This window comes from Paraburkholderia sp. CHISQ3 (assembly GCF_030464945.1).
GTDB classification, from domain to species: domain Bacteria; phylum Pseudomonadota; class Gammaproteobacteria; order Burkholderiales; family Burkholderiaceae; genus Paraburkholderia; species Paraburkholderia megapolitana.
Genome location: NZ_JALPRG010000004.1, coordinates 124,901 through 149,172 on the forward strand (window position 1 = coordinate 124,901; position 24,272 = coordinate 149,172).

Genomic DNA, 24,272 nt, shown 5'->3' on the forward strand with positions numbered 1-24,272 from the left:
GCCGCGGTGGGGAGACGAGAGAGTAACAGTTTCGAAGATGGCGAGGCTTCGTGGCACTTGCACGAGGTTAGCTGCGGGGACACAAAAACCGGGGAGTTCGGCGCTTCGCTGGCCCCTGAACTCCACGCTCTCAAGACAGATCGGCCTTGCGCCGTGGGCTCGACGACCGCACCGACTCTATGGCAGCACCCGGCACGCCAGGCCACTTTCTGGTACTTCTCACCCATTTGTTCGGCGCACTGTAACGAATCGTCTCGACCTCTCCGCGCCTGTTTTCCGGTCCGACGGGCATGCCATCGTCAGTCGCGATCGCTCCCGATTCCTTTTGTTTCTTGCGTTCCGCCAGTTCGTCTGCTTTTGCCTGTTCATCCATCACGTTGTTCTCCCGCTATGAGACAGTAATCTGGGTTGCGCACACAGTCCTGAAGACCTGAGACGACTACCTGGCGTTTCGTTCGACGCGCCAGCGTTGACTAGCCGGTGCGACCACCGACGCCGAGCCATTTCCTGGCTTCACTTATCCACTGCTTCGGCTTTCTGTAGGGAGTATGGACCGGCCCCTCCGGGGTTCCCGGTGTGCTGCCCTCAGCCGTGGTCTCCTGCGCAGTTCGTCGTTTCCTGCTCTCTTCCAGTTCTTCGAGGTTAACTTGATCGTCGATCATGATTTGCTCCCAATAGGCGCGGTGAAACGCTTCACCCGCAACAAAGGCGTCTGTGTAAATCGCGGCAACCATCGCGACGAGGACCCGCCCCATGCGCAACCACGCGAGCAGTGTCGAATGCGCGTTCTCAGCGCAGAGAATGCGAGGACGAGTACGACTGGACAGGTTCGATGGCTCTGGCCTGCGGGTGAAAAGGCAGAGGAACGGTGCGTTGATTTGTGTCGGCCAACCGTGCGAGCGCACCCGGTTAACTCAAGAATCGGCCCGGCATCAAGGCCTGAAGGATTTCCAGAACCATCGCTGGTTTGAACCCACTGTATACCCTCTGCGCGGGAAGTACAGCGATTCCGCTATACGCAAGAATGCGTACCGTCAACTCATTTTCATCCTCTTTTCGTGGCCTGGTTCGCCTCCAGCCAGGCCGCCATCGCCGTGAACCGGCGGCGCGTCTCATGCGCGAAAATTCGCGCGGCCAGCGGATCGAATAGCAGACCCAGCAACCGCGGACGCAGTTTCAGGTTGAACGTGTAAATGAGTTCGGAGGTGCCGTCCGGCAGATCGCGATGGCGCATCGAAGCCCCCCAGTACGCGAACAGGCCGGTGGGTTCGACGATCGTCGCCGCAGCAAGCCGGGGCGGTTCATAGCTTACGAAGCGGGTTCGCATACCGGGTCCGCGTAGCGCACCCCGGCCGACGTTCAGCGTCACTGCGCCGACGTATGGGTAGGTTCCGCCGCCCTCCACTTCCGCCTTCGACAGCAACGTGTCCCATTCCAGCCGCTTGCTGTGGTTATGAAAGGCTTCGAATGCGGCAGCCGCCGGGGCTGGCATTACGAAGACCATCTGCCGTCGAGCCATTGGCGATCCGCTCCTTCCGATGAACTCCCCCATGGTAGCCGCAGCCCCATACGTTAGTTCAGAAAATCCTGAAGTGATTGTTTTGTTTCCAGGATTCTTCGCTTTTTCGGCCAACTGCACCATGGGCTTCAATCTGTCGGTAACTAACCGACGCTCGCTGGAATCGAGGCTCGACACATGCAGCTGGACATCTTTCGCTCGCTCTGGGGTTATCGCGGCAACCGTCGGGCGGCCTTCGCCAGCGCACGCGCGGCCGGGCTCGCCGGCATCGAGGCGCGACTGCCGCTCGAGGTCGAAGCGCGCATTGCACTCGCCCAGGATCTGGCCGACCACGCGCTCGACTACATCGCGATCTGCTTCACCGATAGCGCCGTGCTGCCCGACCAGCGCGCGACGCCCGCCGCGCATCTGCTCGACCTGAACCGCAAGCTCGACTGGGCCGCCGAACTGACGCCGCGCTTCGTCAACGTGCTGGCCGGCAACGACCGCTGGCCGCTCGCGCAGCAAGTCGACTTCTTCGGCGGTGCGCTCGAACTGGCGCAGCGCCACGGGCTGATGTGCAGCTTCGAGACGCATCGCGCACGTTCGCTGTACAGCCCGTGGGTCACGCTCGATCTGATCCGACAGCTACCGGCGCTGCGCTTCACCAGCGATATCAGCCACTGGGTCGTGGTCTGCGAGCGCCTGCTCGACGATCCCGCTGACGACCTGACACCGTTCATCGAGCGCGTCCATCACATCCAGGCACGCGTCGGCTACGACCAGGGGCCGCAGGTCCCGCACCCCGGCGCACCAGAGTACGCGACGGCGCTCGCATTCCATCAGCGGCACTGGGAAGCGGTGTGGCACGCGCAGCAGGCGCGCGGCTACACGCACAGCACGCTGACGCCGGAATTCGGCGCCGACGGCTATCTACACCATCTGCCGTTCACCGACGTGCCGGTTGCCGATCTGGCCGCGCTCAACACATGGATGGTGCACACCGAACGCGAACATTTTCATCGGGCAATGGGCCCGCACTGAACCCAGGAGAACCACGCGATGCAAGCCGCTCCGATCCCGCATCTCACCCCGGCAAGTCATTTCACCTCGATTCCGGTCGTCGATATTGCCGGTCTTTTCAGCGAGCGGGTGGCCGACCGCGAAGCCGTCGCCGCGCAACTCGGGCAGGCGGCGCGCGACGTCGGCTTTCTGTATATCTCGGGCCACGGCATCGATACGGAAGTGATCGACGGTTTGCGCCAGGCGGCGAAGGATTACTTCGCGCAGTCGTTCGAACAGAAGATGGCGCATTACATCGGTACCTCGGAGACGCACAAGGGATTCGTACCCGAAGGCGAGGAAGTCTACGCAAAGGGCAAGCCGGACCATAAGGAAGCATTCGACGTCGGCTACGAACTGCGCGCCGACGACCCGCTCGTGCTGGCCGGCACGCCCTTGCTCGGTCCGAATCACTGGCCCGAACTCGCGGGCTTCAAACCCGCGGTGCAGCGCTACTACGAGCAGGTGTTCGCGCTCGGGCGCCGGTTGTTCGGCGGTTTCGCGCTGGCGCTCGGTCTGCCCGAGGATCACTTCGATGCGCTCGTCACGCGGCCGCCGTCGAAGCTGCGTCTGATCCACTATCCGTTCGACGGCGCGGCACAGGACGCACCCGGCATCGGTGCGCATACCGACTACGAATGCTTCACGATCCTGCACGCCGACGCACCCGGTCTCGAAGTCATGAACGGACTCGGCCAGTGGATCGATACGCCGCCACTGCCGGGCAGCTTCGTCGTGAACATCGGCGACATGCTCGAGGTGATGACGGCGGGCGCATTCGTCGCAACGGCACACCGCGTGCGCACCGTCGGCGAAGAGCGCTATTCGTTCCCGCTCTTCTATGCGTGCGATTACCACACGCTGATCAAGCCGCTGCCGGCATTCGCGCGGGACGGCGAGACCTATGAAGCGATCACGATCGGCGAGCACATGTACGGGCAGGCGCTGCAGACCTACCAGTACCTGCGCAAGCGCGTCGCAAACGGCGAAGCAACGCTGCCGGCACACGCTCGCAAGCCGGCCAGCTTCGGGCATCTGAAGAAAAGCAGTCAGCCCGGCTGAGCAACACACGCCCACCCGCGCGCAACGTTACGCGCGCCCTGTTCGAACCACCGCCAACACTACGACCGGAGCACCACCATGATCTTCAAGCGAAACACGACACGCGCTCTGGCCGCTTTCACGGCCGGCAGCATCTTCGCAGCGTTCGCGTGCACCGGTGCGACCGCGCAGACAGGCGGTGCCGCCGCGACGCTGGCGCCGGGGCAGTTCAAGGTCGGTATGGAGATCACCTACCCGCCGTTCGAGTCGTACGACGGCGACAAGGTGGTGGGCTCCGATCCCGATCTCTCGCGGGCGCTTGCGAAACAACTGGGTGCGAACCCGAGCTTCGTCGACACGCGTTTCTCCGGGTTGATCCTCGGGCTCAACGCGCGCCACTACGACGCGATCATCTCGGGGATGTACGTGACACCCGAGCGTGTCGCCCAGGCGCAGGCGATTCCCTATGCGCAGACCGGCGCGGCAATCATGGTTCCGACGGCAAGTCCGCTCAAGCCAAAATCCGCCGAAGACCTGTGCGGACTGCGCGTCGGACTCGAACAGGGCACCACATGGGTCGCGCAGCTGCAGTCGCTCTCGACGTCGTATTGCAAGGCCAACGGCAAGGGGCCGATCGTCGTCAGCGAATATCCGTCCGCGCCCGAAGTGCTGCAGGCGCTGCTGTCGAACAACGTGCAGGCGCAGATGGAAATCTCCGGCGCAGCGCATGCGTTGTCCGCGAAATCGTCCGGGCGAGTGGTCGTCTCGTCGACGCAACTGATCTATCCGCAGACACTTGGTATCTATGTGCGCAAGGACAACAAGCCGCTCTTCGACGCGCTGACACGCGCCCTCGACGCGTTAAAGAAAAACGGCGAATACGACGCGGTGCTGAAGAAATACGATCTCGCACCGCCGCCCGCGGCGAAAGCCTCCTGATTCCATAGTTTTCTGCCTGCGTTACCGCGCATTGCGAGCCGCTCATGCACTTCGACTTCAACTATTTCCTGTCGCTGTTCGCCCTGCCCGCCTTCTGGCAGGCCAGCGTCACCGTGGTCGAACTCAGCGCGCTGTCATGGTCGATCGGCATGGTGCTGGGCTTCCCGCTTGCCGTTGCCAAGATGTCCGGGGCGCGCTGGCTCGCCGCACCGGCTGCGCTGTATATCTGGTTCTTCCGCAGCGTGCCGCTGCTGGTGCTCGTCGTCTTCGTCTACAACCTGCCGCAGCTCATTCCGTCCGCCGGTGTCGCGCTGTCGCATCCGTTCTTCTCCGGCCTCGTCGCGCTCGTCCTCACTGAGACCGCGTATATGGCGGAGATCCATCGCGGCGGTTTGCTGGCGGTTGCAAAAGGCCAGCAGGAAGCCGGTAGCGCGCTTGGCATCGGCCCACTGGGGCTGCGTCGTTTGATCGTGATTCCGCAGGCGTTCCGGGTCGCGCTGCCGACGCTGATCAACGAGTTCATCACCAACGTGAAATTGACCTCGCTGGTATCGGTCATCTCGCTGACCGAACTGCTGATGGTCGGCCAACGGCTTTACTCGCAGAACTTTCTCGTGATGGAGACGCTATCCGCAATCGCGATCTACTACGTGCTGATCGTCACGGTGTTCGGTTGGCTGTTGCAGTATTTCGAACGATCGCTCGATCTGACGCGGCGCAAACCACAGACGCTCGACAACACCGCGCTCGCGGCACAGCGCGCCCGTCTGCCAGTGGCGGCACGCGTGCGCACCGCTACGCCCGGTGGTGGCGGGACACCTCATGCGCTGCTGCTCAAGGATTTGCACAAACGTTACGGCAACCACGAAGTACTGAAGGGCATCGATCTCGCCGTTAATGCAGGCGAAGTGATTTCGATCATCGGGCCGTCGGGCTCGGGCAAGACCTCGCTGATCCGCACGATCAACGCACTCGAAACGATCGACCGCGGCGAAATCGTCCTGTTCGGCGAAGCGTTCATCGCTGCCGCGGACCGCCCCGGCATCGGGCGCGTGCGCGAAGGCGTCGGCCGCATCGGCATGGTGTTCCAGAGCTTCAACCTGTTCCCGCATCGAACCATCGTCGACAACGTCGCGCTTGCACCGCGTTACCATCGTCGCGGCACGCGCGAGCAAACCACATTGCGCGCACTGGCGCTGCTCGACAAGGTGGGCCTGCTCGCGCATGCGTACAAATATCCGCATCAATTGTCGGGCGGCCAGCAGCAGCGCGTCGCCATTGCACGCGCGCTTGCAATGGACCCGGCCATCATGCTGTTCGACGAACCGACCTCGGCGCTCGACCCGGAACTGGTCGGCGACGTGCTCAATGTGATTCGCGCACTCGCCGCGGAAGGCATGACGATGCTCATCGTCACGCACGAAATGGACTTCGCGATGTCGCTGTCCGACCGGATCGTCTTCATGGAAAACGGCGCGATCGAATTCGATGGATCGCCGCAGGCGATTGGCGAGCTTGCCTGCGCCGAACGCGTGCGTCGCTTCATCGGTATCGAATCGCATGGCGCAGCGGTACCGGCCGCGGCTCCTGCGCAAGCTCAAGCGGGCAGTGCGCGCCGCAGCGTTTCGCGAAACTTCAGCACCAGCGGTTCCTTCGAACGCCCTCTGCGTACGGCGAGCGAGAACGGCGCCTGATAGCCGAACGCGGACGGCGCCAGAACGCGCAGACTGCCGTCATCGACGCGCGACTGCGCGAAATGCTCGGGCAGAAAACCGATGTAAGCGCCGGACAGAATCAGGATCAACTGGCCTTCCATGCTGTCGACAGTCGCCTCGCTGCGCTTGAATCCCTGGCGCGCGAGCTCGGTCTGACTCCAGTACGCACGCCCCACCATGCGCTGCTGGCTGATCACTTCGGCGGGGATGTTGCGCTCGTTGAAGAGCGCGTGGCGATGGCTGCAATACAGCCAGTGCTGCTCGCGATGCAGCGCATGATAGACGAGGCCGTTCATGCGAATCGGAAACGCGCCGATCGCCATATCGAGGCGATTGCCGAGCACGCTCAATTGCAATTCGTAGGGACTCTGGACGTGCAGATGCAGATGCACCGCCGGATGCTCGCGCGTGAAGGCACCGATCACGTCGGGCAGCGGCAGCGCGCTGTCGGTGACTGTCGCATCCAGCACGCCGAGCTTCAGATTGCCGCGCAGTTCGCCGCGCAAACCGGCTGCATAGCGCTCGAAACCGTCGACTTCACCGAGCAGCTTGAGCGCCTCCTGATGAAACTCTTCGCCCCTCGGCGTCAGGCTGAAACCGCCGCGTCCGCGATGACACAGCACCACGCCAACCAGCGTTTCGAGCTGGCTCATGTACGTGCTGATTGCCGAGGTCGACAGGTTCAGTTCCTGCTGGGCGGCCGCGAACCCCTGATGACGCACGACACAGGTGAAGATGCGCAACAGTCGCGCTTCCGGCAGAACAGTGGCCAAGCCCGATCCTCGTGAATGAAGTGGGAGTGGTGAAGTGACAGCGCGGCGCGGTGGCGCCTCGGTGGGGAGCGTTACCTATACTTTAGAAATAACTGAACTAAATATTTCGCGCCAGCCATTTTTCCCCGACGAGGACGTCGGCAGTATTGAGCCTGTCTCGAACCTGTCGAGCCTGCACGTGCGTTACGAAGGAACACGAGGAACGTCATGGAAAAGCAGCTATATCAACCGCTAGGCGGTAACGAAATGCCGCGTTTCGGCGGGATCGCCACGATGTTGCGGCTGCCGCAACGCGACTCCGCGGCCGGGCTCGATGCCGCGTTTGTCGGCGTGCCGCTCGACGTCGGTACGTCGTTGCGCCCCGGCACGCGGTTCGGGCCGCGCGGCATCCGCGCGGAGTCGGTGATGATCCGGCCGTACAACATGGCGACCGGCGCGGCACCGTTCGATTCATTGGCAGTCGCCGACATCGGCGACGTCGCGATCAATACGTTCAACCTGCTCGACTCGGTGCGCATCATCGAGCACGCGTACGACGGCATTCTCGAACACGGCACGATCCCGCTCACGCTCGGCGGCGATCACACGATCACGCTGCCGATCCTGCGCGCGATCAAGCGTCGGCACGGCAAGGTCGGGCTCGTGCACGTCGACGCGCATGCGGACGTGAACGATCACATGTTCGGCGAGAAGATCGCGCATGGCACGACGTTCCGGCGCGCGGTCGAAGAAGAGCTGCTCGACTGCGAACGCGTGGTGCAGATCGGCTTGCGCGCGCAGGGCTACACCGCGAACGATTTCAACTGGAGTCGCGAACAGGGCTTTCGCGTCGTGCAGGCCGAGGAATGCTGGCACAAGTCGCTCGAACCGTTGATGGCCGAAGTGCGGAGCAAGGTGGACGGCGGCCCGGTGTATCTGAGCTTCGATATCGACGGTATCGATCCGGCGTGGGCGCCGGGTACCGGTACGCCGGAGATCGGCGGGCTGACGACAATCCAGGCGATCGAGATCATCCGCGGTTGTCATGGGCTCGATCTGGTCGGCTGCGATCTCGTCGAAGTGTCGCCGCCTTACGATACGACCGGCAATACGTCGCTGCTCGGCGCGAACCTGCTGTACGAAATGTTGTGCGTGCTGCCGGGGGTGGTGCGCCGTTAGTCAGTTCACCGCGCCCGGCGGTGGCACCGGCACCTTCGGCGCAAGCTTGCGCAACCGGCCCGCAAACCGGTGCGACGGCCGCTCGACGGCGAGATAGAACGCGTAGCTCAGGGCAAACGCAAAGGCGACGGTTGCGAGCCAGGTCCACGCCGGTCCTGGCGGGTAGCCCGCCGCGCTGAGGATTGCGAGCGCGAGTTTGTGGCACAGGTAAAGGCTGTACGACCATGCACCGAGCCCCGCGAGCCGCGCCCACACCCCGCGCGACGATTCCCGCGCCGGTGTCGTTGTTTCAGCCGCAATCCATGCGGCGGCAAAGAACTGGAACAACGTGAGCGAGATGTCGGGGCCTACGGTCGGCAGAAATGCCGGCTTGATGTGCGACGACGATGCGAGCACGTAAGTCAGCGAAGCCGCCGCGACCAGCGCGACGCGCGCCGCGACCAGCTGCGCGGACAGTCCCCGTACCACGGCCCGCAACACGCGAACAATCCAGCCGGTCAGCTGCGAATACGCGCGGCGACCATCGATACCGCCGCGGGTACGCTGCATGTCGGCGATCAGGCTGCCGAGCAACCAGCCCGGGAAATACAGCAGCGACGTGCCGGCAACGCCATAGTTCTGATAGACGCAGTGATCGCAGACGACCCGCGCTTGCGTATGCGTGAGCCACACCATCAACGCCCCGCCGATCACAGCGCAGACGATCATCTCGCCGACCCGATGAAAGCGCTGCCGCACGAGCGGATAAACGGTGTAATAGACGAGCTCGCAATACAGCGACCACAGCACCGATTCCAGCAGCGTCGACGCATCGCCGACCGGCCGCGAAACCAGCGCGACGACGGCGAGCGGCACTCCGATCCGCACGTAGCGGGACACGAAGTAGCTGACCGGCCGCAGGCTCGCGTCGCGATGGTAGGCGTTGTGAATGCAGTAACCGGAGATCACGAAGAAGACGATGACCGCGGCCGGACCGGCAAACAGCACGACGAGACCCGACCACAGTGCGCCGCCCAGCAGCGCCAGATGGCCCGTGAAAATCGACTTGAACGGCGGAGGCCCGAAATGATAGAAAACGACCCATGCGGCCGCCATGAAGCGGATCGCGTCGATTTTCAGCGATTTCGCGGACTGCGCCGGAATGGACGGATTTGCGCGCATGATGCGCCTCTTTAAATGCCTTCTGAAAGGCTACCCGCGCCCGGCGTAAAGAAAATCCTAAATAAATCGACAAGTTCGGCCCCGGAAGCGGCTCACGCCGCCTTACACCGGCAGACGCCGCGGGCGACGACGCTGGATGAGCCCTCAGAGCGAATCGCTCGGGTTGCCCACAAGCCGATCGATCCCGCCCGCGCCAATGGCCGCCGACGCCCGGCCGGCCGAACGGAAACCCCAGTTTGTGCGATGATTCGGGATAGCTAGAAATCCAGGTCCGGCGACGCACCCGGCACCCACATCGATCCAGCCGCCCTTTGCGCGGGAGATCGAGTCTTTTATATGCAGATCGCGCCTGTTACCGGCGCGAAACGATCTATTGAGTACAGCCGCCGGGGTCACCGGGGCGGCGTGACACGGTTATTGAGGAGAATTCCCAGCATGGCAGTGCCAATTTCACAGGCATGGACGGTTGCCACCTATGTCCTGAAGCAAAAATTATTGCGCCGCAGCCGTTATCCGCTCGTTCTCATGCTCGAGCCGTTGATGCGCTGCAATCTGGCCTGCGCGGGCTGCGGCAAGATCCAGTACCCGGCCCACGTGCTGAAGTCGGAACTCACCCCCGAGCAATGCTTCAAGGCCGTCGAGGAATGCGGCACGCCGATGGTCGCGATTCCAGGCGGCGAACCGCTGCTGCATCCGCAGATGCCGGAAATCGTCGCTGGGCTCGTGGCACGCAAGAAGTACGTGTACATGTGCACGAACGCCCTGCTGCTCGCGAAGCAACTGCATCTGTTCAAGCCGAGCAAGTACCTGTCGTTCTCGGTCCACGTCGACGGTCAGCGCGAGCACCACGATTTCGCGGTGTGCCGCGAAGGTGGCTACGACATCGCGATGGAAGGCGTGCGCGCCGCGGTCGCAGCGGGCTTCCGCGTCACGACCAATACGACGCTGTTCGACGGCGCCGATCCGAACAGCGTACGTCTGCACTTCGACGAAATGATGACGGCGGGCGTGGAAAGCATGATGGTGTCGCCGGGCTACACGTACGACAAGGCACCGGACCAGAAGCACTTCCTCGGCCGCGCCCGTTCGAAGAAGCTGTTCCGCGCGATCCTGTCGAACCGTAAAAAGAGCTGGCGCTTCAATGCATCGCCCATCTTCATGGAATTCCTGATGGGCAAGAAGCAGCTCACCTGCACGCCGTGGGGCATGCCGACTTACAGCATCTTCGGTTGGCAGAAGCCGTGCTACCTGCTGCAGGACGGCTATGCGGACACCTTCGACGAGTTGATGGAAAGCGTGAAGTGGTCCGAATACGGCACCGAGAGCGGCAATCCGAAATGCGCGAACTGTATGGTGCACTCGGGCTACGAAGCGAGCGGCGTGAACTACACGTTCGGTTCGTTCAAGGGGCTGTTCCAGACCGTCAAGGCGATGGTACTCAATAGCTACAAGGACCCGGAAGCGAACGAAATACTCGCCGGCTGGAAGTCCCCGTCGCGTGAAGTTCCGATGGTGTTCGTCCCCACGCCGCCGCGCGCCGCTCAGGTTGCCGATGCTGCCGGCGCGGCTCAAACCGCCCAGCCGGTCGAACCGGTTGCCGCCGTGGTTGCCAGCACACCCGCGCCGGCTCCGGTCAATCCCGACCAGATGGAAACCGCCGAGGGCACGGTGCACGAAAAGCTCGAAGGTTGGACGCCGCCGCTCACGACCGAAGCCGAAGTACGCGAAGCGCTCGAAAAAGCCTTCGATTATCGCGGCGACGTGACGATCACGCGCAAGAGCGGCGTCGTGGTGAAAGGTTATCTGTACGACCGGCAATACGGTGCGGCTTTCAAGGACTGCTTCGTACGGATCATTCCGACCGGCACGCAGACGAAGGAAGTGATTCCGTATGCGGACATCGCCGTGCTCGGCTTTACGGGCAAGGATACGGCGGCCGGCAAGACCTTCGAGTCGTGGGTCAAGCGCTACTGGGAGAAGAAGGCGGCGGGTGAGAAGAACATCCAGATCGAGCCGGAGTACCTGGGCGAGTAATGCCCGTGGGAGCGTCAGGGTTTGCAACTCTGGCGCTTCCTCACCCCTGGCACCCCTGGCTCGGCTTGTAGCACACGGCAGGCAGACCGCATCGGCGGATGCCTGCTGCTAAAACGCCATCGGACGCCAAGGGGATCCTGTCATGAAGATCGAATCGCAATGGATTTTTGAGTGCCAGCCGCAGCACGTGTGGCCGCACTTTCTGCACGCCCAGATGGACTCGTCCCGCCCACTACTGTTCTGGTTCGGCATTCCGAAGCCGATGAGCTGTCGTGTGCTTGAAGGCGTGGCGGCAGTCGGCAACACGCGCCAGTGCACCACCGACCGCGGCACGATCGACCAGCGCATCCTGCAACTCGAGCCCAACTGGCTGCTGCAATATCAGATGCAGCAAAGCACGGTGTGGTGCCGTGAATGGGTCGGCAAACTGATCGATACCTTCACGCTCGAAGCGCTCGACGGCAACCGTACTCTCGTGCGCCGCACGACCGAATTCGAGGCCACCGGCCTGCTGAAAGTGCTGCGACTCGTCGGCCTGTGGGCCGCATTGCGCCAGGCTCATGCCTATGCCGCGAAAAACTGGCGAAGGCTCGCGCAGGACGCGAAGATCGCCGAAGGTCAAACGGCCTCGATGGCCTGAGCGGCATCGCGCGAAAGAGACACGCCGCTACCGGGTACGAGATTCCGCTTGCCCGCAATTCGCCTGCAATCCGCGCTTCGCCCGCCTTCCATTTCCCCCGCCAGACAGACCATCACGCCGCGCGCGACACCGGCGCGTCTGCGCCTGCGCCACAAAACAATAAAAACACCTCGAGAATCTGCCGTTATCCGATCGCAGTAAACCCCTCCAGATTTGTCTTCCGCGACTCAAGATGTCATACGACGTCTTATCTAAATATGGCACACACGCCATCTTGTCTGACTCATTTCGGCCAAAAACGAGTCCATGAGGCGTAGTTATGAGAAAAAGTGCCGAATTTACGCTAAATATTCGTCGTGTAAACCCTGACACCATCACTATTGTCTCCGGACATCGTATGACTTAGCATGACCCCAGTCGAGTCATGCTCCCGGTTCTTCTGCCCCGGTACGTGTGGCCGCAAGAGTGCCCCTCATAGAAAACACACGGAGACACACAACACATGGCGCACAAGATAAAGGGCCTTCGCTGGTGGATGATCGGCCTGCTCACGCTCGGGACCGTGATGAACTACCTCGCGCGCAGTTCGCTCAGCGTCGCCGCGCCCACGGTCATGCAGGACCTGCACATCACCACCGCGCAATACGGCTGGATCACCGGTGCGTTCCTCGTGATGTATCCGATCGGCGGTCCGCTCACCGGTTATCTGATGGACCGCGTCGGTCTGCGCTTTGGTTTTCTGCTGTGCGGCGTGTTGTGGTCCATCGTATGTATGGCGCACGGTTTGGCGAACGGCTGGGTCGGGCTCTTCGTGCTGCGCGGCATGCTCGGTCTCGTCGAAGCGTCGTTTATTCCCGCCGGCATGCGCGCCGCGGCATTCTGGTTTCCCGCGCACGAACGTGGGATCGCAGCGGGCGTCTTCAACATCGGCACATCGGTGGGTGCGATTGCCGCGCCGCCGCTCATCGCGTGGTCGATCCTGCGCTACAACTGGCAAACCGCTTTCGTGATCGCCGGTGCGCTCGGCCTCGTGTGGGCCGTGCTGTGGCTCGCGCTATACCGGCATCCAAGCGAGCACAAGGCGCTGTCCCAGGAGGAAGCCGCCTATATCGCCGGCGACGAGCGCGTCGTGCCGGTACCGGACGGCGATCGTCCGCGCCTTAGCCGCATCTTCAAGCAGCGCAATTTCTGGGGCATCGCACTGCCGCGTTTCTTCGCCGACCCCGTGTGGGGCACGCTCGTGTTCTGGATGCCGCTCTATCTGCACCAGGCGCGCGGCTTCGATCTGAAGGCGATTGCCATGACCGCATGGTTGCCGTTCGTCGCAGCAGACGTCGGTTGCATGATGGGCGGCACGATCTCGATGTTTCTGAACCGGCGCTTCAACATCGCGATCCTGAACGGCAAGCGGATCGTCTTCACGATCGGCGCGGTGATCATGATCTCGATGGTCGGCGTCGGTTACGTGAAGGACCCGGGGATGGCGATCTTCCTGCTGTGCCTCGGCGGCTTCGCTCACCAGACCCTGTCGGTCACCGTCATCTCGATGTCCGCCGATCTCTTCCCGAAGCAGGAAGTGGCTACCGTCACCGGCTTCGCGGCGCTGGCGGCCGGCATCGGCAACCTGCTCTTCACACTGACAATGGGCGCACTCGTCGCGACGATCGGCTACACGCCATTCTTCGTCGCGCTGGGTTTCGGCGATCTGATTGGAGTCGCGCTGATCTGGTCGCTGGTCAGGCCGACCGTTACGCGTGCGCTTGCACCCGTGGGCAAACCCGTCAACGCATAACCGTCTCGCGGCGGACCGCGCGGTCCGCCGTTACTCACCGCCCGTTTCTGGCGCGCAAGCTGTCAACGCTTCGCGGCTGGGACCGGCTTCGTCAAACGAATCGTGTAGCTGGACGCTCCGCATCGATGCCGAGCCGGTCCGGGACGGGGTTCGTCGCGCGTTCTCATCAGGAGAAGCTCATGCGTCATCCGCGTCGCGATCAACGACCCGCATTTTCCACTGCCGGCTCTAACGCTGTGACTGTTGCTCCATCGCTCGCGGCGCGGCGCCGCACGCTTGCCGCGCTCGGCGCCGGCTCGCTCGGTCTGCTGTTGTACGGCTGCGGCGGCATCGATGCGACGCCGTCGGCGAGCGCATCGTCGGCGACCGGATCGCAGAGCACACCGCCAGTTACACCGCCACCCGCAGCACCCACGCCACCGGTCGTCTTTACGCTCGACGCAAACGAAATGCTCAAGGCAAAGCAACTCGTCGCCGCCGGCAACGCGTCGCTGCAAACGTCCTGGTCCGCCCTGCTCGCGAGCGCCAATGCTGCGCTTCAACTGGCGCCGTTCTCGGTCGTCGACAAGAACATGGTGCCTCCAAGCGGCGACAAGCACGACTACCTAAGCCTCGCGCCGTACTGGTGGCCCGATCCCACCAAACCCAATGGCTTGCCGTATATCCAGCGCGACGGCCAGATCAATCCATCGTCGAAGAACAACGATTCGGATTCAGTGCGGATGCAGGCGTTCTGTTCGGCCATCGGCACGCTGACCACCGCGTGGTTTCTCGGCGGCGATGCGCGCTATGCCGACAAGGCCGCATCGTTGCTGCGCACCTGGTTCATCGACCCGACGACGCGCATGAACCCGAATCTCAACTACGGTCAGGGTATTCCGGGTGTGACGAGCGGTCGCGGCATCGGCATCATCGACACCCGCAACTTCTGGCAGATCACCGACGGTATCGGTCTGCTCGCTTCATCGAATGTGCTCAGTGCAAGCGACCTGAGCGCGCTGAACCTGTGGTTCGCGGATTACCTGAACTGGCTTCTGACCAGCAGCAACGGCACCGACGAAGCCGCGGCGCCCAACAATCACGGCACGTTCTACGACGCACAGGTTACGAACCTCGCACTCTTCACCGGCGACACCGCGACCGCACAGAACGCGCTCAATCATGCGCTGACCAAACTGCTGCCGACACAGTTCGACAGCACCGGCAAGGAGCCGCTGGAACTGTCGCGCACCCGGCCGTTTCACTACAGCGTATTCAACCTCGTGGCGTTCCTGCGACTCGCCAAATACGGTGCGGCGGCGAAGGTGGACATTGCGCACGCGTCCGCCGTTGCGGGTAGTCCGCAATCGCTCCAGGCATCGGTCGCATTCCTTGCGCCCTACGTGGCGAATCCATCGAGCTGGCCGTACCAGGATTTGACCGGCATCGAGTACGACGGCGATGGCAACGAATTCGACGGCGTGCTGCCGGTGCTGCAGCAGGCCGTACTGCTATACGGCGCGACCCCGCAACTGACAGCCGCGCTCGATGCGGTGAGCAACCACCTCCCCGACGCCGTGAGCTGGCTGCAATGGCCGATCACGACGACGAGCTGACACACGTCCTCGACCGATATAACTCGCACGCATTTCCCACCGACAAAAAAGGAAAGCACGACAATGAGCAGACGACAACAACACCACAGCCGGTCCGTCCCGACCGGCAAACCGAACGTAGCGAGCCGCACGCCGCGCTTCCATAGCCTGTGCGTCGGCGCGATGCTCGGCACGCTGCCGCTGCTTGCCCACGCGCAAAGCAGCGTGACACTGTACGGGATCCTCGACGACTCGATCTCCTGGCAAAGCAGCCAGACGTCGCTCGGTTCGACCTCGGGTGGCCGCTCCAGCGTCAAGCTCGGCTCGGGTGTGTGGGCGGGCAGTCGCTTCGGGCTCAAAGGCAGCGAAGATCTTGGCGGCGGTACGAAGGCGGTCTTCCAGCTCGAGTCGGGTTTCAACGTGAACACCGGCGGTGCGCAATACACGAACGCGTTGTTTGGACGCCAGGCATGGGTCGGTTTGAGCAATGCGACGTACGGTACGCTCACGGCGGGCCGGCAATACACGCCTTATTTCCTGCTGCTCTCGCCGTATAGCCCGACTACCTGGCTCACGGGTTACTACGGCGCGCATCCGGGCGACCTCGATTCGCTCGATACGCTGTACCGCGCGAACAACACGCTGATGTACACGTCACCGAACATTAGCGGGCTCGTGTTCAGCGCGTCGTACTCGCTGGCGGGCGTGCCAGGCACGCTGTCGCAAGGCTCGACGTGGAGCGGCGCGCTGCAGTACGTCAACGGTCCGTTCGGCATTGCAGCGGGTTTCGTACGCACGAAGAATTCGACCATCGGCGGCGGCCCATGGGGCAGCGACTCGACGATGAACAGCGGCGGCGAATCGGGGATCTCGGCCGTGACCAACGGTTACCAGGACGCGCAGTCACAGCAGCGCTTTGCAGTGACGGGCGGCTACAAGTTCAATAACGCGTGGGACATCTCGGTGTCCTACTCGAATGTCCAGTACATTCCCGGCGTCAATTCACGCTTCACCGATTCGGCAATCTTCAACACAGCAGGCGCGGTGCTGCACTGGAAGCCCGTCGTCGCATGGGACTTCGCGACCGGCTACAGCTACACGCGCGCGACCAAAGCCAACGGTATTACGAGTCCGGCGCAGTATCAGCAGGTGAATCTCTCCGAGTACTACTCGCTGTCCAAGCGGACAGGCCTGTATGCGTTGCAGGCGTTCCAGCGCGCGAACGGCAAGACGCTTGGCACGCCTTCACTGAACCCGGCTACGGTCAATCAGCAAATCAACGCTACCCCGAGCATCGGGGACGGTTATCAGAGTTCTCCCGCTTCATCGCGTAGTCAGTTTGCGGCGGGCGTGGGCATCATTCATCGCTTCTAGACGGCGTTGGACTTCCGGGTCTGGCTGACCAGAATCAGGCGACTCTGGTCGCACCGCTAGCAAGTCCAAAGCTAAATGAACCAATCTCCGCCTCGTGTCGCCATGCGCTAGTGCGGCGTGACGACATGAGCGAGCCTGCCCTCGACGAACGCCACGATATTGCCAATCAACTGATCGGCGAGACACTGGACGGCCTCGTCGCTTGCCCAGGCCACGTGAGGAGTCAGGATAAACGCCGGGTGGTCGAGCACCTCATTGAATGGATGGTCTGCCGGTAGCGGTTCCATTGTGACAACATCGAACCCTACGCCAGCAATATGACCGGCCTTCAACGCGGCAACCACGGCAGGTTCATCGACGAGGCCCCCGCGGGCGGTATTCACGATCAGTGGCCGCCGCCCTCCCCGCTCTATCAGTGCGAACTGAGGTTCGCCGATCAGATTTCGCGTGGCCGGCGTCAGCGGGCAATGCAGGGTGATGACGTCGGACTGTTGCAGCAGTTCGTCGAATGGCGTGTACAGCGGCCCCATGTCCGTCCGGTCCTTGTATGCGGAGAACAGCACACGCATGCCGAGTGCCCTTCCGATGTCGGCGACGGCCCGACCCAACACGCCATCGCCGATGATCCCGAGCGTCGATCCCTTCAGATCTTTGATCGGAAAGTCGAAGAAGCAGAACTGGCCCGACTCGAGCCAGCGCCCTGTGCGCACGGCGTCACGGTAGGCGACGAGGCTTCTGCGCAATGCGAAGATCAGCGCGAACGTATGCTCCGGTACCGTTTGCATGGCGTAGTTCCTGATGTTGCTCACCACCACGTCGCGTGCGGCGCAAGCCTGCAGGTCGACATGATCGGTGCCGGTTGCTGCAACGGCGACCATCTTCAGGTTCTTCGCGCCCGCGATATCGTGCGCGGTCAGGCGTACCTTGTTGGTGATGACGATATCCGCGGACTGGATGCGTGACGGGACCTCCGCGGTCGTCGTGCCGTCGAAGAGTTCGAACTCGTGCGGAAACGGCAGCTCTTTTAATATCGTCTGTGGCGAAATCGTCGCCCGGTCGAGAAAGACCACTCGCAGAGGACGTGCGGCGCTTTGCATATCGGAATCTCCTGTTGAACAAACGCATTCGGGCAGTGAGGCGCCGCGACCTCAACGACGAACATCTGCGAAAGGCATTGTGCACAGGTCCATGCATAGTTCGGTTGCCGCTTGTTCCACCCTGCTTGCCGAACGGGAAAGGATTGGCGATTCGTAGAATCACCTTCGAAGCAGGCAGAGTAGACTTTGTGCGGTCACCCACCCGAACCGCACTCGCTTGAATTCCTGCAATGGTCAACCCGACACACTTCGACCTCCAGTCCCTCAGAGTTTTTCTGCTCGTGGCCGAGCACGGCAGCCTCACGAAAGCGGCCGAGCATGGCCAGTTGACGCTCTCGGCAATCAGTAAGCGCATCGCCGACCTCGAGAGCGTAACGGATTGCACGTTGCTGATTCGCCGGCCGCGCGGCGTCGAGCTGACGGCAGCGGGACGGGGTCTGCTGGAGCACGCGGGTCGCGTACTCGATCGGGTGAACAGTATGGCCAACGAAATGAGCGATTACGCCGTCGGCGTGCGAGGACACGTGAGCTTGTGGGCCAATACATCGTCCATCGTCCAGTTCCTTCCGGTCGATCTCGCGCGCTTCCTCGATGCGAATCAGGCCATCAAGATCAGTCTCGAAGAACGGTCGAGCAACGAGATCGTCGAAGCCCTGAAGTCGGGAAAAGCCGATCTCGGCGTGTTCGCGGACAACGTGCCGGCGCACGGCATCGAACGGCGCCCGTACCGGCAGGACGAACTGGTGTTGCTCGTTCCACGGGCTCACCGACTCGCGAACGAAGAAGCAATCGGCTTCGCGCAGACGCTCGACGAGGACTACGTCGGGCTGCATGCCGGCAGCTCGTTGCTCGCAAGGATGACCGACGCAGCATTCGATGCCGGGCGGCCACTCAAGGTCAGGATTCAGATGTCGAGCTTCGACGGCATTTGTCGCATGATCGAGGCCGGGCTCGGAATCGGCATTCTGCCGAGCGCGGCAATCAGACCGGAGCTGGTCGCCGCAAAGTTGCGGATGATCAAACTCACGGATCCGTGGGCGACCCGGACGTTGTGGGTCGGTGCGAGTGATTCGGCCACGTCCGCGCCGGAGATCATCCGACTGTTCGACTTCCTGTCCGGCGAGTCGGACGCTTGGGCGACGGGTGCTTCGCTCTGACTGGTTTGCGCGGGCGGCGATCCTCCCGTGCCGCGCGCGGATTCTGACTTTGTTTGCCTCCAGCCTTCACACCGGGTTGATTTCGTCCTGGCTGCGTCGCGTGGTCAACGGGCCCAGCACGCGAACCACGCATGCCACGATCGCGAGTGCGACCGAGATGACGCCGAACATGGCACCCGGACCATATTGATTCAACACCGGCAACAGAAGGAATGGCAACGCGCCGCTCATGATGCGCGAAAGCGCATACGTGCTACCGATCGCGGTAGAACGCACACGCGCAGGAAAAATCTCGGCCTGGTAGACGTGGTACGCGTTGCTGAACACGTTCGATGCGCAGGTGGTCAACACCCCGAACGTGACGATCAGAACCGTGTTGCCGGAATACGCGAAGCCGAGACCGAACACAGCGATCGCCAGGATGGCCGTGATGACGAGTGTGCGGCGTTCGATCCAGTTGAGCAGCGGTATCGACAGCAGCGAGCCGACCGGATAACCGAGAAACGACAGGGCCATGAATAGCGTCCCACCGGTGACGTCGAAGCCCCTGCTTTTCACCACGGTACTGGCCAGTGTGCCGAAGCCGTAGTAACCGAATGCCTGAAACAGATGGAAGATGGCGAGCATCAGGTACCGCTTGCCGTAGGGCGCCTGTCGCAGTTCGGCGATGCGTTCGCCGATGCCCATCGAGCGCGGCCTGGCCGACACTTCGGCAACGATGGTGGGCAGGCGCATACCGGCGCTATCAGCGAAACGACGCAACTCCGCATGGGCTTCGTCGACGCGGCCGCGCGCCAGCAGCCAGCGCGGGCTTTCCGGCAGCCGGTGCTGGACGAACAGCACGAACACCGCACCCAGACTGCCGATGGCAAGAATGATGCGCCATCCCGCGATGTTTCCGAACTGCAGCGGATTGAGCCAGACCGCGAGAAAACCCACCAGCGGCACTGCAACGTAAGACGTGGTGTAGGCCCATGCGGCCAGCCGGCCTCTGCGCTCCTTCGGCAGGATTTCGGACAGGTAGCTGTCCGCGATCGGGTAGATCGCGCCCACACCGATGCCGGTGAGAAGCCGGCTGATCACGAGCATGCTGGCATCGACTGACAATGCGCCGATCAATGAGAAGGCGCTGTACCAGACGAGACTGAAAACGAATGCCTTGCGGCGACCAATGCGATCGGCAAGGCTGCCGAGGCACAGCGAACCGAAGAACATGCCAATGAAGGCCGACGCCAGCAGCAGCTTGAAATCGGCGCTTTGCCGGTTGATGCCGAACTCGTGTTGCAGCGCAGACCCGATCGAACTGACGAGAAATATCTCGTACATATCGAAGAAAAGGCCAATACCGACGACCCAGACGACGAACCGGTGTAATGCGCCGACCGGCATGTCGTCCATCACGCTGCCGAGCGTCGCCCCATGGGCGCTGTGATAGACCGAGCCGTGCGCGTCGCTGTCGCCAGCGAGCGGTAGCGTGACGTTCGCGGCCACGTCGCCGCGCAGATCGAGCGGATTGATGCCCATCATGTCTCCTTGATAAGTATGGGTACGTCTGTACTGCCCGGGGTCTTTGCCCCGGTGCAAAAGCGGCGGCTGTGCTGCTATTTCGAGAGTTCGGAAATCTCAATCAGGTTCAGATCAGGGTCGCGCACGTAGACCGAACGGATTTTCTGCGTCGCACCCGTACGCGCGACAGGGCCTTCGATGATGGGCCATTCCATCCGGTTCAGATGGGCGATGACATCATCGAGCGGAACGGTGGCGATAAAGCAGAGATCGAGCGCCCCAGGTACGGGCACATGCGCCTTGGGCTCGAATTCCGCGCCGCGTACGTGCAGATTGATCTTCTGGTTGCCGAAGCGGAATGCCGTCCGGCCAGCGCCAAACGTTTCCAGTTCCATCTGCAGCACGCGGGTGTAGAAGTCTTTCGTTGCCTCGGGGTCCACACATGTGAGAACGAGGTGATCAAGATGGTCAATCAAAGCCATTTCATGCTCCTTGCTGCGCGAATGCGCGTTGTTCGGGAATGCCATCGCCTGCGGTGGCGGGCATTGGGTGAAGATCGAGACGGCGACCGGCCTTCAGTAACTGGCTCGGAACGTCATGACCGATCAGATCCGGTAGAAGCGTCGCTGCGTCGAGTAGCGCGGCAAGATCGACGCCGCTGTCGTATCCGTCGAGTTCCAGCATATGCACGAGTTCTTCCGTGCAGACGTTGCCGGTCGCACCGGGCGCGTAAGGGCAACCGCCGAGCCCGCCGAGCGAGGCATCGAATCGATCGATACCCGCATCGAGCGCCGCAAGCGTGTTGGCGAGCGCCATGCCGCGGGTATTGTGGAAATGCAACGTCAGTTCGAGCTGGGGAAAGGCCGCGCTCGCCTTGCGGCAAAGCTCACCGACCTGCGATGGGAAAGCCATACCCGTCGTATCGCACAACGTGATGCCATGGACGCCGAGATCGGCGAAGCGCCCCATCCAGCCGAGCACTTCCGCAGCTGGCACGTCGCCTTCCATCGGGCAGCCCATTGCGGTGGACAGCGACACATTGATGGCAACTTCTGTCTGGCGCACGAGCGCAACGACGTCGGCAAGCTGGGCAAAAGACTGCTCGCGTGTCATGCGCAGATTGGTCCGGTTGTGGCTTTCGCTCACCGACATCACTAGGTTGACCTCATCGACGCCGCTCGACAGCGCACGCTCCGCACCGCGCAGGTTGGGCACGAGCACCGTATAGATCACGCCCGGCACGCGCGTGATCTGCTGCATGACCGCTTCGGCATCGCGCAGTGCCGGGATGGCTTTGGGCGAAGTGAACGAGGTGACTTCGATTTTCGCGAAACCGCACTGGCTCAGACGATTGATCAGTGCGATCTTCGCGTCCGTATCAACGAAGCGCGCTTCGTTCTGAAAGCCGTCGCGCGTGGCGACTTCGTGGAGGTAGAGTTTCTTGTGTGCTGTCGACATATCGTGGGCTCCTTGCTAGATCACGCTGCGCGCGCGCCATGCGGCGCGGGTGTCGGCATCGATGCCCAGAGCGCCGAGCACTTCGTCGGTGTGGTCGCCGAGTGCCGGCGCGGCATGGACGATCGCACCCGGCGTCGCGCTCAACTTCGGTACGATGCCGGGTACCTGGATCGGTGTCCCGTCCGGGAGCTGGGCATCCACAATCATTCCGCGTGCCTTGTAGTGCGGGTCGGCCGCGATGTCGGCGACGTCGTAGATGCGGCCGGCGGGAATCTTCATTTCGTTGAGCGCGGCAAGCACGTCCTCGAGAGAACGCTGGGCCGTCCATTCGCCGATCGCGGCGTCGATGCGCTCCACGTGCTTCACGCGGCCGTCGTTCTGTGCGAGAGCCGGGTCGTCGCCGAGATCGGATCGGCCGATCAATTCCATGAGTCTGAGAAAGATGCTGTCGCCGTTACCGGCGATCAGCGCGTATTTGCCGTCGCGGCACTGATACGCATTGGTCGGTGCGATGCCGGGCAAGCTGCTGCCGGCGGACTCGCGAACGACACCGAATGCCGAATACTCGGGAAGCAGGCTCTCCATCATGTTGAAGACAGACTCGTAGAGCGCAACGTCGACCACCTGTCCCTGGCCGTCCTGTTGCTCCCGATGCCGCAGCGCCAGCAGGATGCCGATCACGCCGTGTAGTGCCGAGAGTGAGTCGCCGAGCGAGACGCCGACGCGCACAGGCGTGCGGCCCGGTTCGCCGGTCAGATGCCGCAATCCCCCCATCGCTTCCGCGACGACGCCGAAGCCGGGCCGGTCGCGGTAGGGCCCGGACTGTCCGTATCCGGAGACGCGCAGCATGATGAGACCGGGGTTGATCTGTTGCAGCTCGCCCCAGCCGAGGTTCCAGCCTTCAAGTGTGCCTGGGCGAAAGTTCTCGATCAGTACATCGCTTTGCGCGATCAGTTGGCGCGCGACTTCCTGGCCTTCGGTGGAACGCAGGTCGAGCGTGACGGATTTCTTGTTGCGGGACTGCACCGCCCACCAGACAGACGTGCCTTCATGCAGCAGGCGCCATTTACGCAGCGGGTCGCCGGTTCCTGGCGGCTCGATCTTGATCACGTCGGCGCCAAACTCCGCCAGCATTTTCCCGGCGAACGGTCCGGCGATGAGTTGCCCCATCTCGAGTACCCGAATTCCTTCCAAAGGCCGCTTCATCACCGTGTCTCCGTCTGTCGACTTTATGACGGCCATGTTGCAGGATTTCCGCGGACGCGATAATCGATGGATCATCAAGCATCCTTTCCTGGCGGGAAAGTCACGAGGAACGCGGTCGCTCTGCCGCCGAACTCGCTTACACGAACGCTTTCAGGTTTCGCAATGCCGGGGAATCGTCCTCCAGTCGCCAGGCGAGCGCCAGCCGGGCTCGCAGGGCGCTCCCCTGCACGTCCAGATAGCGCACGCCTTTCATACGAACCTGCGTAATCGCCGCCGGTACGATCGATACGCCTAATCCGGCCGCAACGAGACTGACCACCGATGCAATCTGCGGCGCAGGCTGCGTCAACTTCGGACTAAAGCCTACTTTGCCGCACGCCCGCACAATTTCGTCATAGAGGGCAATACCGGCCGGGCCGGGGACGAGCACGAAATTCTCATTCCTGAGAGCAGTCAGCGGTAACCGTTTCTCGGCGGCCAGCGGATGACTCGAGGGCAATACTATTTTCATCGGCTCGTCCGGGAAGCGATGCAATCCGATGCCCTCTGGTTGTTCGCCGCCCGGCCGCAGAAACACCGCGTCAAGCTGGCCGTCGAGTAATCCGCGAAGCAAGACCGGTGTGTTCGCTTCCTCCAGCGTCAACTCGACTTCCGGATACGCGCGCTGGAAACGATGGATCGTGGTGGGCACGACAGGATTGAACGCAGCTGAGCCCGTGAAGCCCAGACGAAGACGCCCAGTTTCGCCGCGGTCGGCGCGCCTCGCCACGTATATGGCGCGCTCCGCATCCGCGAGAACAAGCTTTGCCTCGATGAGAAAAGCGTTGCCTGCATCTGTCAGGTTAACGCCGTGCGCGGTGCGGCGAAACAACTGGACGCCGAGCTCCCGTTCGAGCGACTTGATCTGCTGGCTCAGTGGCGGTTGCCCGATCCCAAGACTTTCAGCCGCACGCGTGACGTTACCTTCAGCCGCGACGGCCACGAAATATCGAAGATGGCGGAGTTCCATGATAGTTTAAATATGTATGGTGTTATGCAGTTCCATATATTGGACAGTATAACTATCTGGCAGGACAATCGTGTTCAC

At 62.4% G+C, this 24,272-nt stretch carries 22 protein-coding genes; 11 read left to right on the forward strand and 11 right to left on the reverse strand.

The window, feature by feature from the left end:
• Positions 1-130 precede the first annotated feature (130 nt).
• From M0D65_RS10460 to M0D65_RS10470, 3 genes are all read right to left on the reverse strand, one after another.
• Entirely contained in the window at positions 131-373 is a 243-nt protein-coding gene (locus tag M0D65_RS10460; RefSeq protein WP_266252610.1) for a hypothetical protein, read from the reverse strand.
• A gap of 100 nt (positions 374-473) precedes the next feature.
• The gene (locus M0D65_RS10465) at positions 474-755 is read right to left on the reverse strand and encodes a hypothetical protein (protein ID WP_266252611.1); all 282 of its coding nucleotides are present in this window, start codon (positions 753-755) and stop codon (positions 474-476) included.
• Positions 756-1,045: 290 nt separating this feature from the next.
• Positions 1,046-1,642: an SRPBCC family protein gene (locus M0D65_RS10470; protein ID WP_266252612.1), complete on the reverse strand. Its 597-nt coding sequence runs from the start codon at positions 1,640-1,642 to the stop codon at positions 1,046-1,048.
• A 54-nt stretch (positions 1,643-1,696) separates the two neighbouring features.
• On the opposite strand from M0D65_RS10470, the gene M0D65_RS10475 reads away from it, so the two are divergent.
• The 4 genes from M0D65_RS10475 (at position 1,697) to M0D65_RS10490 (ending at position 6,234) form a co-directional block, all read left to right on the forward strand.
• On the forward strand, positions 1,697-2,542 hold the full coding sequence (locus M0D65_RS10475; protein WP_266252613.1) for a sugar phosphate isomerase/epimerase: 846 nt from the start codon (positions 1,697-1,699) through the stop codon (positions 2,540-2,542).
• An 18-nt stretch (positions 2,543-2,560) separates the two neighbouring features.
• Positions 2,561-3,622: an isopenicillin N synthase family oxygenase gene (locus tag M0D65_RS10480; RefSeq protein WP_266252614.1), complete on the forward strand. Its 1,062-nt coding sequence runs from the start codon at positions 2,561-2,563 to the stop codon at positions 3,620-3,622.
• 78 nt (positions 3,623-3,700) lie between these two features.
• Positions 3,701-4,540, forward strand: coding sequence for an ABC transporter substrate-binding protein (locus M0D65_RS10485; protein WP_266252615.1), 840 nt, complete (start codon positions 3,701-3,703; stop codon positions 4,538-4,540).
• A 44-nt stretch (positions 4,541-4,584) separates the two neighbouring features.
• Positions 4,585-6,234: an amino acid ABC transporter permease/ATP-binding protein gene (locus M0D65_RS10490; RefSeq protein ID WP_266252616.1), complete on the forward strand. Its 1,650-nt coding sequence runs from the start codon at positions 4,585-4,587 to the stop codon at positions 6,232-6,234.
• On the opposite strand, the gene M0D65_RS10495 is transcribed toward M0D65_RS10490, so the two are convergent.
• Positions 6,138-7,028: a LysR family transcriptional regulator gene (locus M0D65_RS10495; protein ID WP_266252617.1), complete on the reverse strand. Its 891-nt coding sequence runs from the start codon at positions 7,026-7,028 to the stop codon at positions 6,138-6,140. The two genes, M0D65_RS10490 and M0D65_RS10495, sit on opposite strands and share 97 nt — an antisense overlap.
• A gap of 207 nt (positions 7,029-7,235) precedes the next feature.
• Here M0D65_RS10495 and speB point away from each other — a divergent pair, with 207 nt between their 5' ends.
• Positions 7,236-8,186 (forward strand): agmatinase, encoded by a 951-nt coding sequence (gene speB / locus M0D65_RS10500; RefSeq protein ID WP_266252618.1) that lies wholly within the window; start codon positions 7,236-7,238, stop codon positions 8,184-8,186.
• Here speB and M0D65_RS10505 read toward each other — a convergent pair whose 3' ends face one another.
• On the reverse strand, positions 8,187-9,347 hold the full coding sequence (locus M0D65_RS10505; RefSeq protein ID WP_266252619.1) for an acyltransferase: 1,161 nt from the start codon (positions 9,345-9,347) through the stop codon (positions 8,187-8,189). It abuts the gene before it with no gap.
• 435 nt (positions 9,348-9,782) lie between these two features.
• Between M0D65_RS10505 and hpnH the strand changes: the two genes are divergently transcribed.
• From hpnH to M0D65_RS10530, 5 genes are all read left to right on the forward strand, one after another.
• Positions 9,783-11,381: an adenosyl-hopene transferase HpnH gene (gene hpnH, locus M0D65_RS10510; RefSeq protein WP_266252620.1), complete on the forward strand. Its 1,599-nt coding sequence runs from the start codon at positions 9,783-9,785 to the stop codon at positions 11,379-11,381.
• 142 nt (positions 11,382-11,523) lie between these two features.
• The gene (locus tag M0D65_RS10515; protein ID WP_266252621.1) at positions 11,524-12,021 is read left to right on the forward strand and encodes a hypothetical protein; all 498 of its coding nucleotides are present in this window, start codon (positions 11,524-11,526) and stop codon (positions 12,019-12,021) included.
• 502 nt (positions 12,022-12,523) lie between these two features.
• A complete protein-coding gene (locus M0D65_RS10520; RefSeq protein ID WP_266252622.1) occupies positions 12,524-13,813 on the forward strand; it encodes an MFS transporter in 1,290 nt (429 codons plus the stop codon).
• A gap of 179 nt (positions 13,814-13,992) precedes the next feature.
• Positions 13,993-15,408, forward strand: a complete 1,416-nt coding sequence (locus M0D65_RS10525) for an alginate lyase family protein (RefSeq protein ID WP_266252623.1) — start codon at positions 13,993-13,995, stop codon at positions 15,406-15,408.
• A gap of 162 nt (positions 15,409-15,570) precedes the next feature.
• The gene (locus M0D65_RS10530) at positions 15,571-16,761 is read left to right on the forward strand and encodes a porin (RefSeq protein ID WP_266252948.1); all 1,191 of its coding nucleotides are present in this window, start codon (positions 15,571-15,573) and stop codon (positions 16,759-16,761) included.
• Positions 16,762-16,868: 107 nt separating this feature from the next.
• Here M0D65_RS10530 and M0D65_RS10535 read toward each other — a convergent pair whose 3' ends face one another.
• Entirely contained in the window at positions 16,869-17,858 is a 990-nt protein-coding gene (locus tag M0D65_RS10535; RefSeq protein ID WP_266252624.1) for a D-2-hydroxyacid dehydrogenase, read from the reverse strand.
• A gap of 230 nt (positions 17,859-18,088) precedes the next feature.
• Between M0D65_RS10535 and M0D65_RS10540 the strand changes: the two genes are divergently transcribed.
• Positions 18,089-19,015, forward strand: coding sequence for a LysR family transcriptional regulator (locus tag M0D65_RS10540; RefSeq protein WP_266252625.1), 927 nt, complete (start codon positions 18,089-18,091; stop codon positions 19,013-19,015).
• 66 nt (positions 19,016-19,081) lie between these two features.
• Here the strand turns inward: M0D65_RS10540 and M0D65_RS10545 are convergent, their stop codons facing one another.
• From M0D65_RS10545 to M0D65_RS10565, 5 genes are all read right to left on the reverse strand, one after another.
• On the reverse strand, positions 19,082-20,542 hold the full coding sequence (locus tag M0D65_RS10545) for an MFS transporter (RefSeq protein ID WP_266252626.1): 1,461 nt from the start codon (positions 20,540-20,542) through the stop codon (positions 19,082-19,084).
• Positions 20,543-20,616: 74 nt separating this feature from the next.
• A complete protein-coding gene (locus tag M0D65_RS10550; RefSeq protein WP_096716520.1) occupies positions 20,617-21,003 on the reverse strand; it encodes a VOC family protein in 387 nt (128 codons plus the stop codon).
• Between the two features lies 1 nt (position 21,004).
• Positions 21,005-21,979: a hydroxymethylglutaryl-CoA lyase gene (locus M0D65_RS10555; RefSeq protein ID WP_266252627.1), complete on the reverse strand. Its 975-nt coding sequence runs from the start codon at positions 21,977-21,979 to the stop codon at positions 21,005-21,007.
• A 15-nt stretch (positions 21,980-21,994) separates the two neighbouring features.
• A complete protein-coding gene (locus M0D65_RS10560; protein WP_266252628.1) occupies positions 21,995-23,185 on the reverse strand; it encodes a CaiB/BaiF CoA-transferase family protein in 1,191 nt (396 codons plus the stop codon).
• A 136-nt stretch (positions 23,186-23,321) separates the two neighbouring features.
• A complete protein-coding gene (locus M0D65_RS10565; protein ID WP_266252629.1) occupies positions 23,322-24,194 on the reverse strand; it encodes a LysR family transcriptional regulator in 873 nt (290 codons plus the stop codon).
• Between the last annotated feature and the right edge of the window lie 78 nt (positions 24,195-24,272).

What these genes read in the sequence shown, in the direction of transcription:
- M0D65_RS10480 (WP_266252614.1), top strand. Translation starts at nt 2,561, where the DNA reads ATGCAAGCCGCTCCGATCCCGCATCTCACCCCGGCAAGTCATTTCACC.
- M0D65_RS10490 (WP_266252616.1), top strand. Translation starts at nt 4,585, where the DNA reads ATGCACTTCGACTTCAACTATTTCCTGTCGCTGTTCGCCCTGCCCGCC.
- M0D65_RS10530 (WP_266252948.1), top strand. Translation starts at nt 15,571, where the DNA reads ATGCTCGGCACGCTGCCGCTGCTTGCCCACGCGCAAAGCAGCGTGACA.
- M0D65_RS10565 (WP_266252629.1), bottom strand. Translation starts at nt 24,194, where the DNA reads ATGGAACTCCGCCATCTTCGATATTTCGTGGCCGTCGCGGCTGAAGGT.
- M0D65_RS10465 (WP_266252611.1), bottom strand. Translation starts at nt 755, where the DNA reads ATGGGGCGGGTCCTCGTCGCGATGGTTGCCGCGATTTACACAGACGCC.
- M0D65_RS10545 (WP_266252626.1), bottom strand. Translation starts at nt 20,542, where the DNA reads ATGATGGGCATCAATCCGCTCGATCTGCGCGGCGACGTGGCCGCGAAC.
- speB (WP_266252618.1), top strand. Translation starts at nt 7,236, where the DNA reads ATGGAAAAGCAGCTATATCAACCGCTAGGCGGTAACGAAATGCCGCGT.
- M0D65_RS10555 (WP_266252627.1), bottom strand. Translation starts at nt 21,979, where the DNA reads ATGTCGACAGCACACAAGAAACTCTACCTCCACGAAGTCGCCACGCGC.
- M0D65_RS10525 (WP_266252623.1), top strand. Translation starts at nt 13,993, where the DNA reads ATGCGTCATCCGCGTCGCGATCAACGACCCGCATTTTCCACTGCCGGC.
- M0D65_RS10470 (WP_266252612.1), bottom strand. Translation starts at nt 1,642, where the DNA reads ATGGTGCAGTTGGCCGAAAAAGCGAAGAATCCTGGAAACAAAACAATC.
- M0D65_RS10485 (WP_266252615.1), top strand. Translation starts at nt 3,701, where the DNA reads ATGATCTTCAAGCGAAACACGACACGCGCTCTGGCCGCTTTCACGGCC.
- M0D65_RS10475 (WP_266252613.1), top strand. Translation starts at nt 1,697, where the DNA reads ATGCAGCTGGACATCTTTCGCTCGCTCTGGGGTTATCGCGGCAACCGT.
- M0D65_RS10515 (WP_266252621.1), top strand. Translation starts at nt 11,524, where the DNA reads ATGAAGATCGAATCGCAATGGATTTTTGAGTGCCAGCCGCAGCACGTG.
- M0D65_RS10460 (WP_266252610.1), bottom strand. Translation starts at nt 373, where the DNA reads ATGGATGAACAGGCAAAAGCAGACGAACTGGCGGAACGCAAGAAACAA.
- hpnH (WP_266252620.1), top strand. Translation starts at nt 9,783, where the DNA reads ATGGCAGTGCCAATTTCACAGGCATGGACGGTTGCCACCTATGTCCTG.
- M0D65_RS10520 (WP_266252622.1), top strand. Translation starts at nt 12,524, where the DNA reads ATGGCGCACAAGATAAAGGGCCTTCGCTGGTGGATGATCGGCCTGCTC.
- M0D65_RS10560 (WP_266252628.1), bottom strand. Translation starts at nt 23,185, where the DNA reads ATGAAGCGGCCTTTGGAAGGAATTCGGGTACTCGAGATGGGGCAACTC.
- M0D65_RS10540 (WP_266252625.1), top strand. Translation starts at nt 18,089, where the DNA reads ATGGTCAACCCGACACACTTCGACCTCCAGTCCCTCAGAGTTTTTCTG.
- M0D65_RS10535 (WP_266252624.1), bottom strand. Translation starts at nt 17,858, where the DNA reads ATGCAAAGCGCCGCACGTCCTCTGCGAGTGGTCTTTCTCGACCGGGCG.
- M0D65_RS10505 (WP_266252619.1), bottom strand. Translation starts at nt 9,347, where the DNA reads ATGCGCGCAAATCCGTCCATTCCGGCGCAGTCCGCGAAATCGCTGAAA.
- M0D65_RS10550 (WP_096716520.1), bottom strand. Translation starts at nt 21,003, where the DNA reads ATGGCTTTGATTGACCATCTTGATCACCTCGTTCTCACATGTGTGGAC.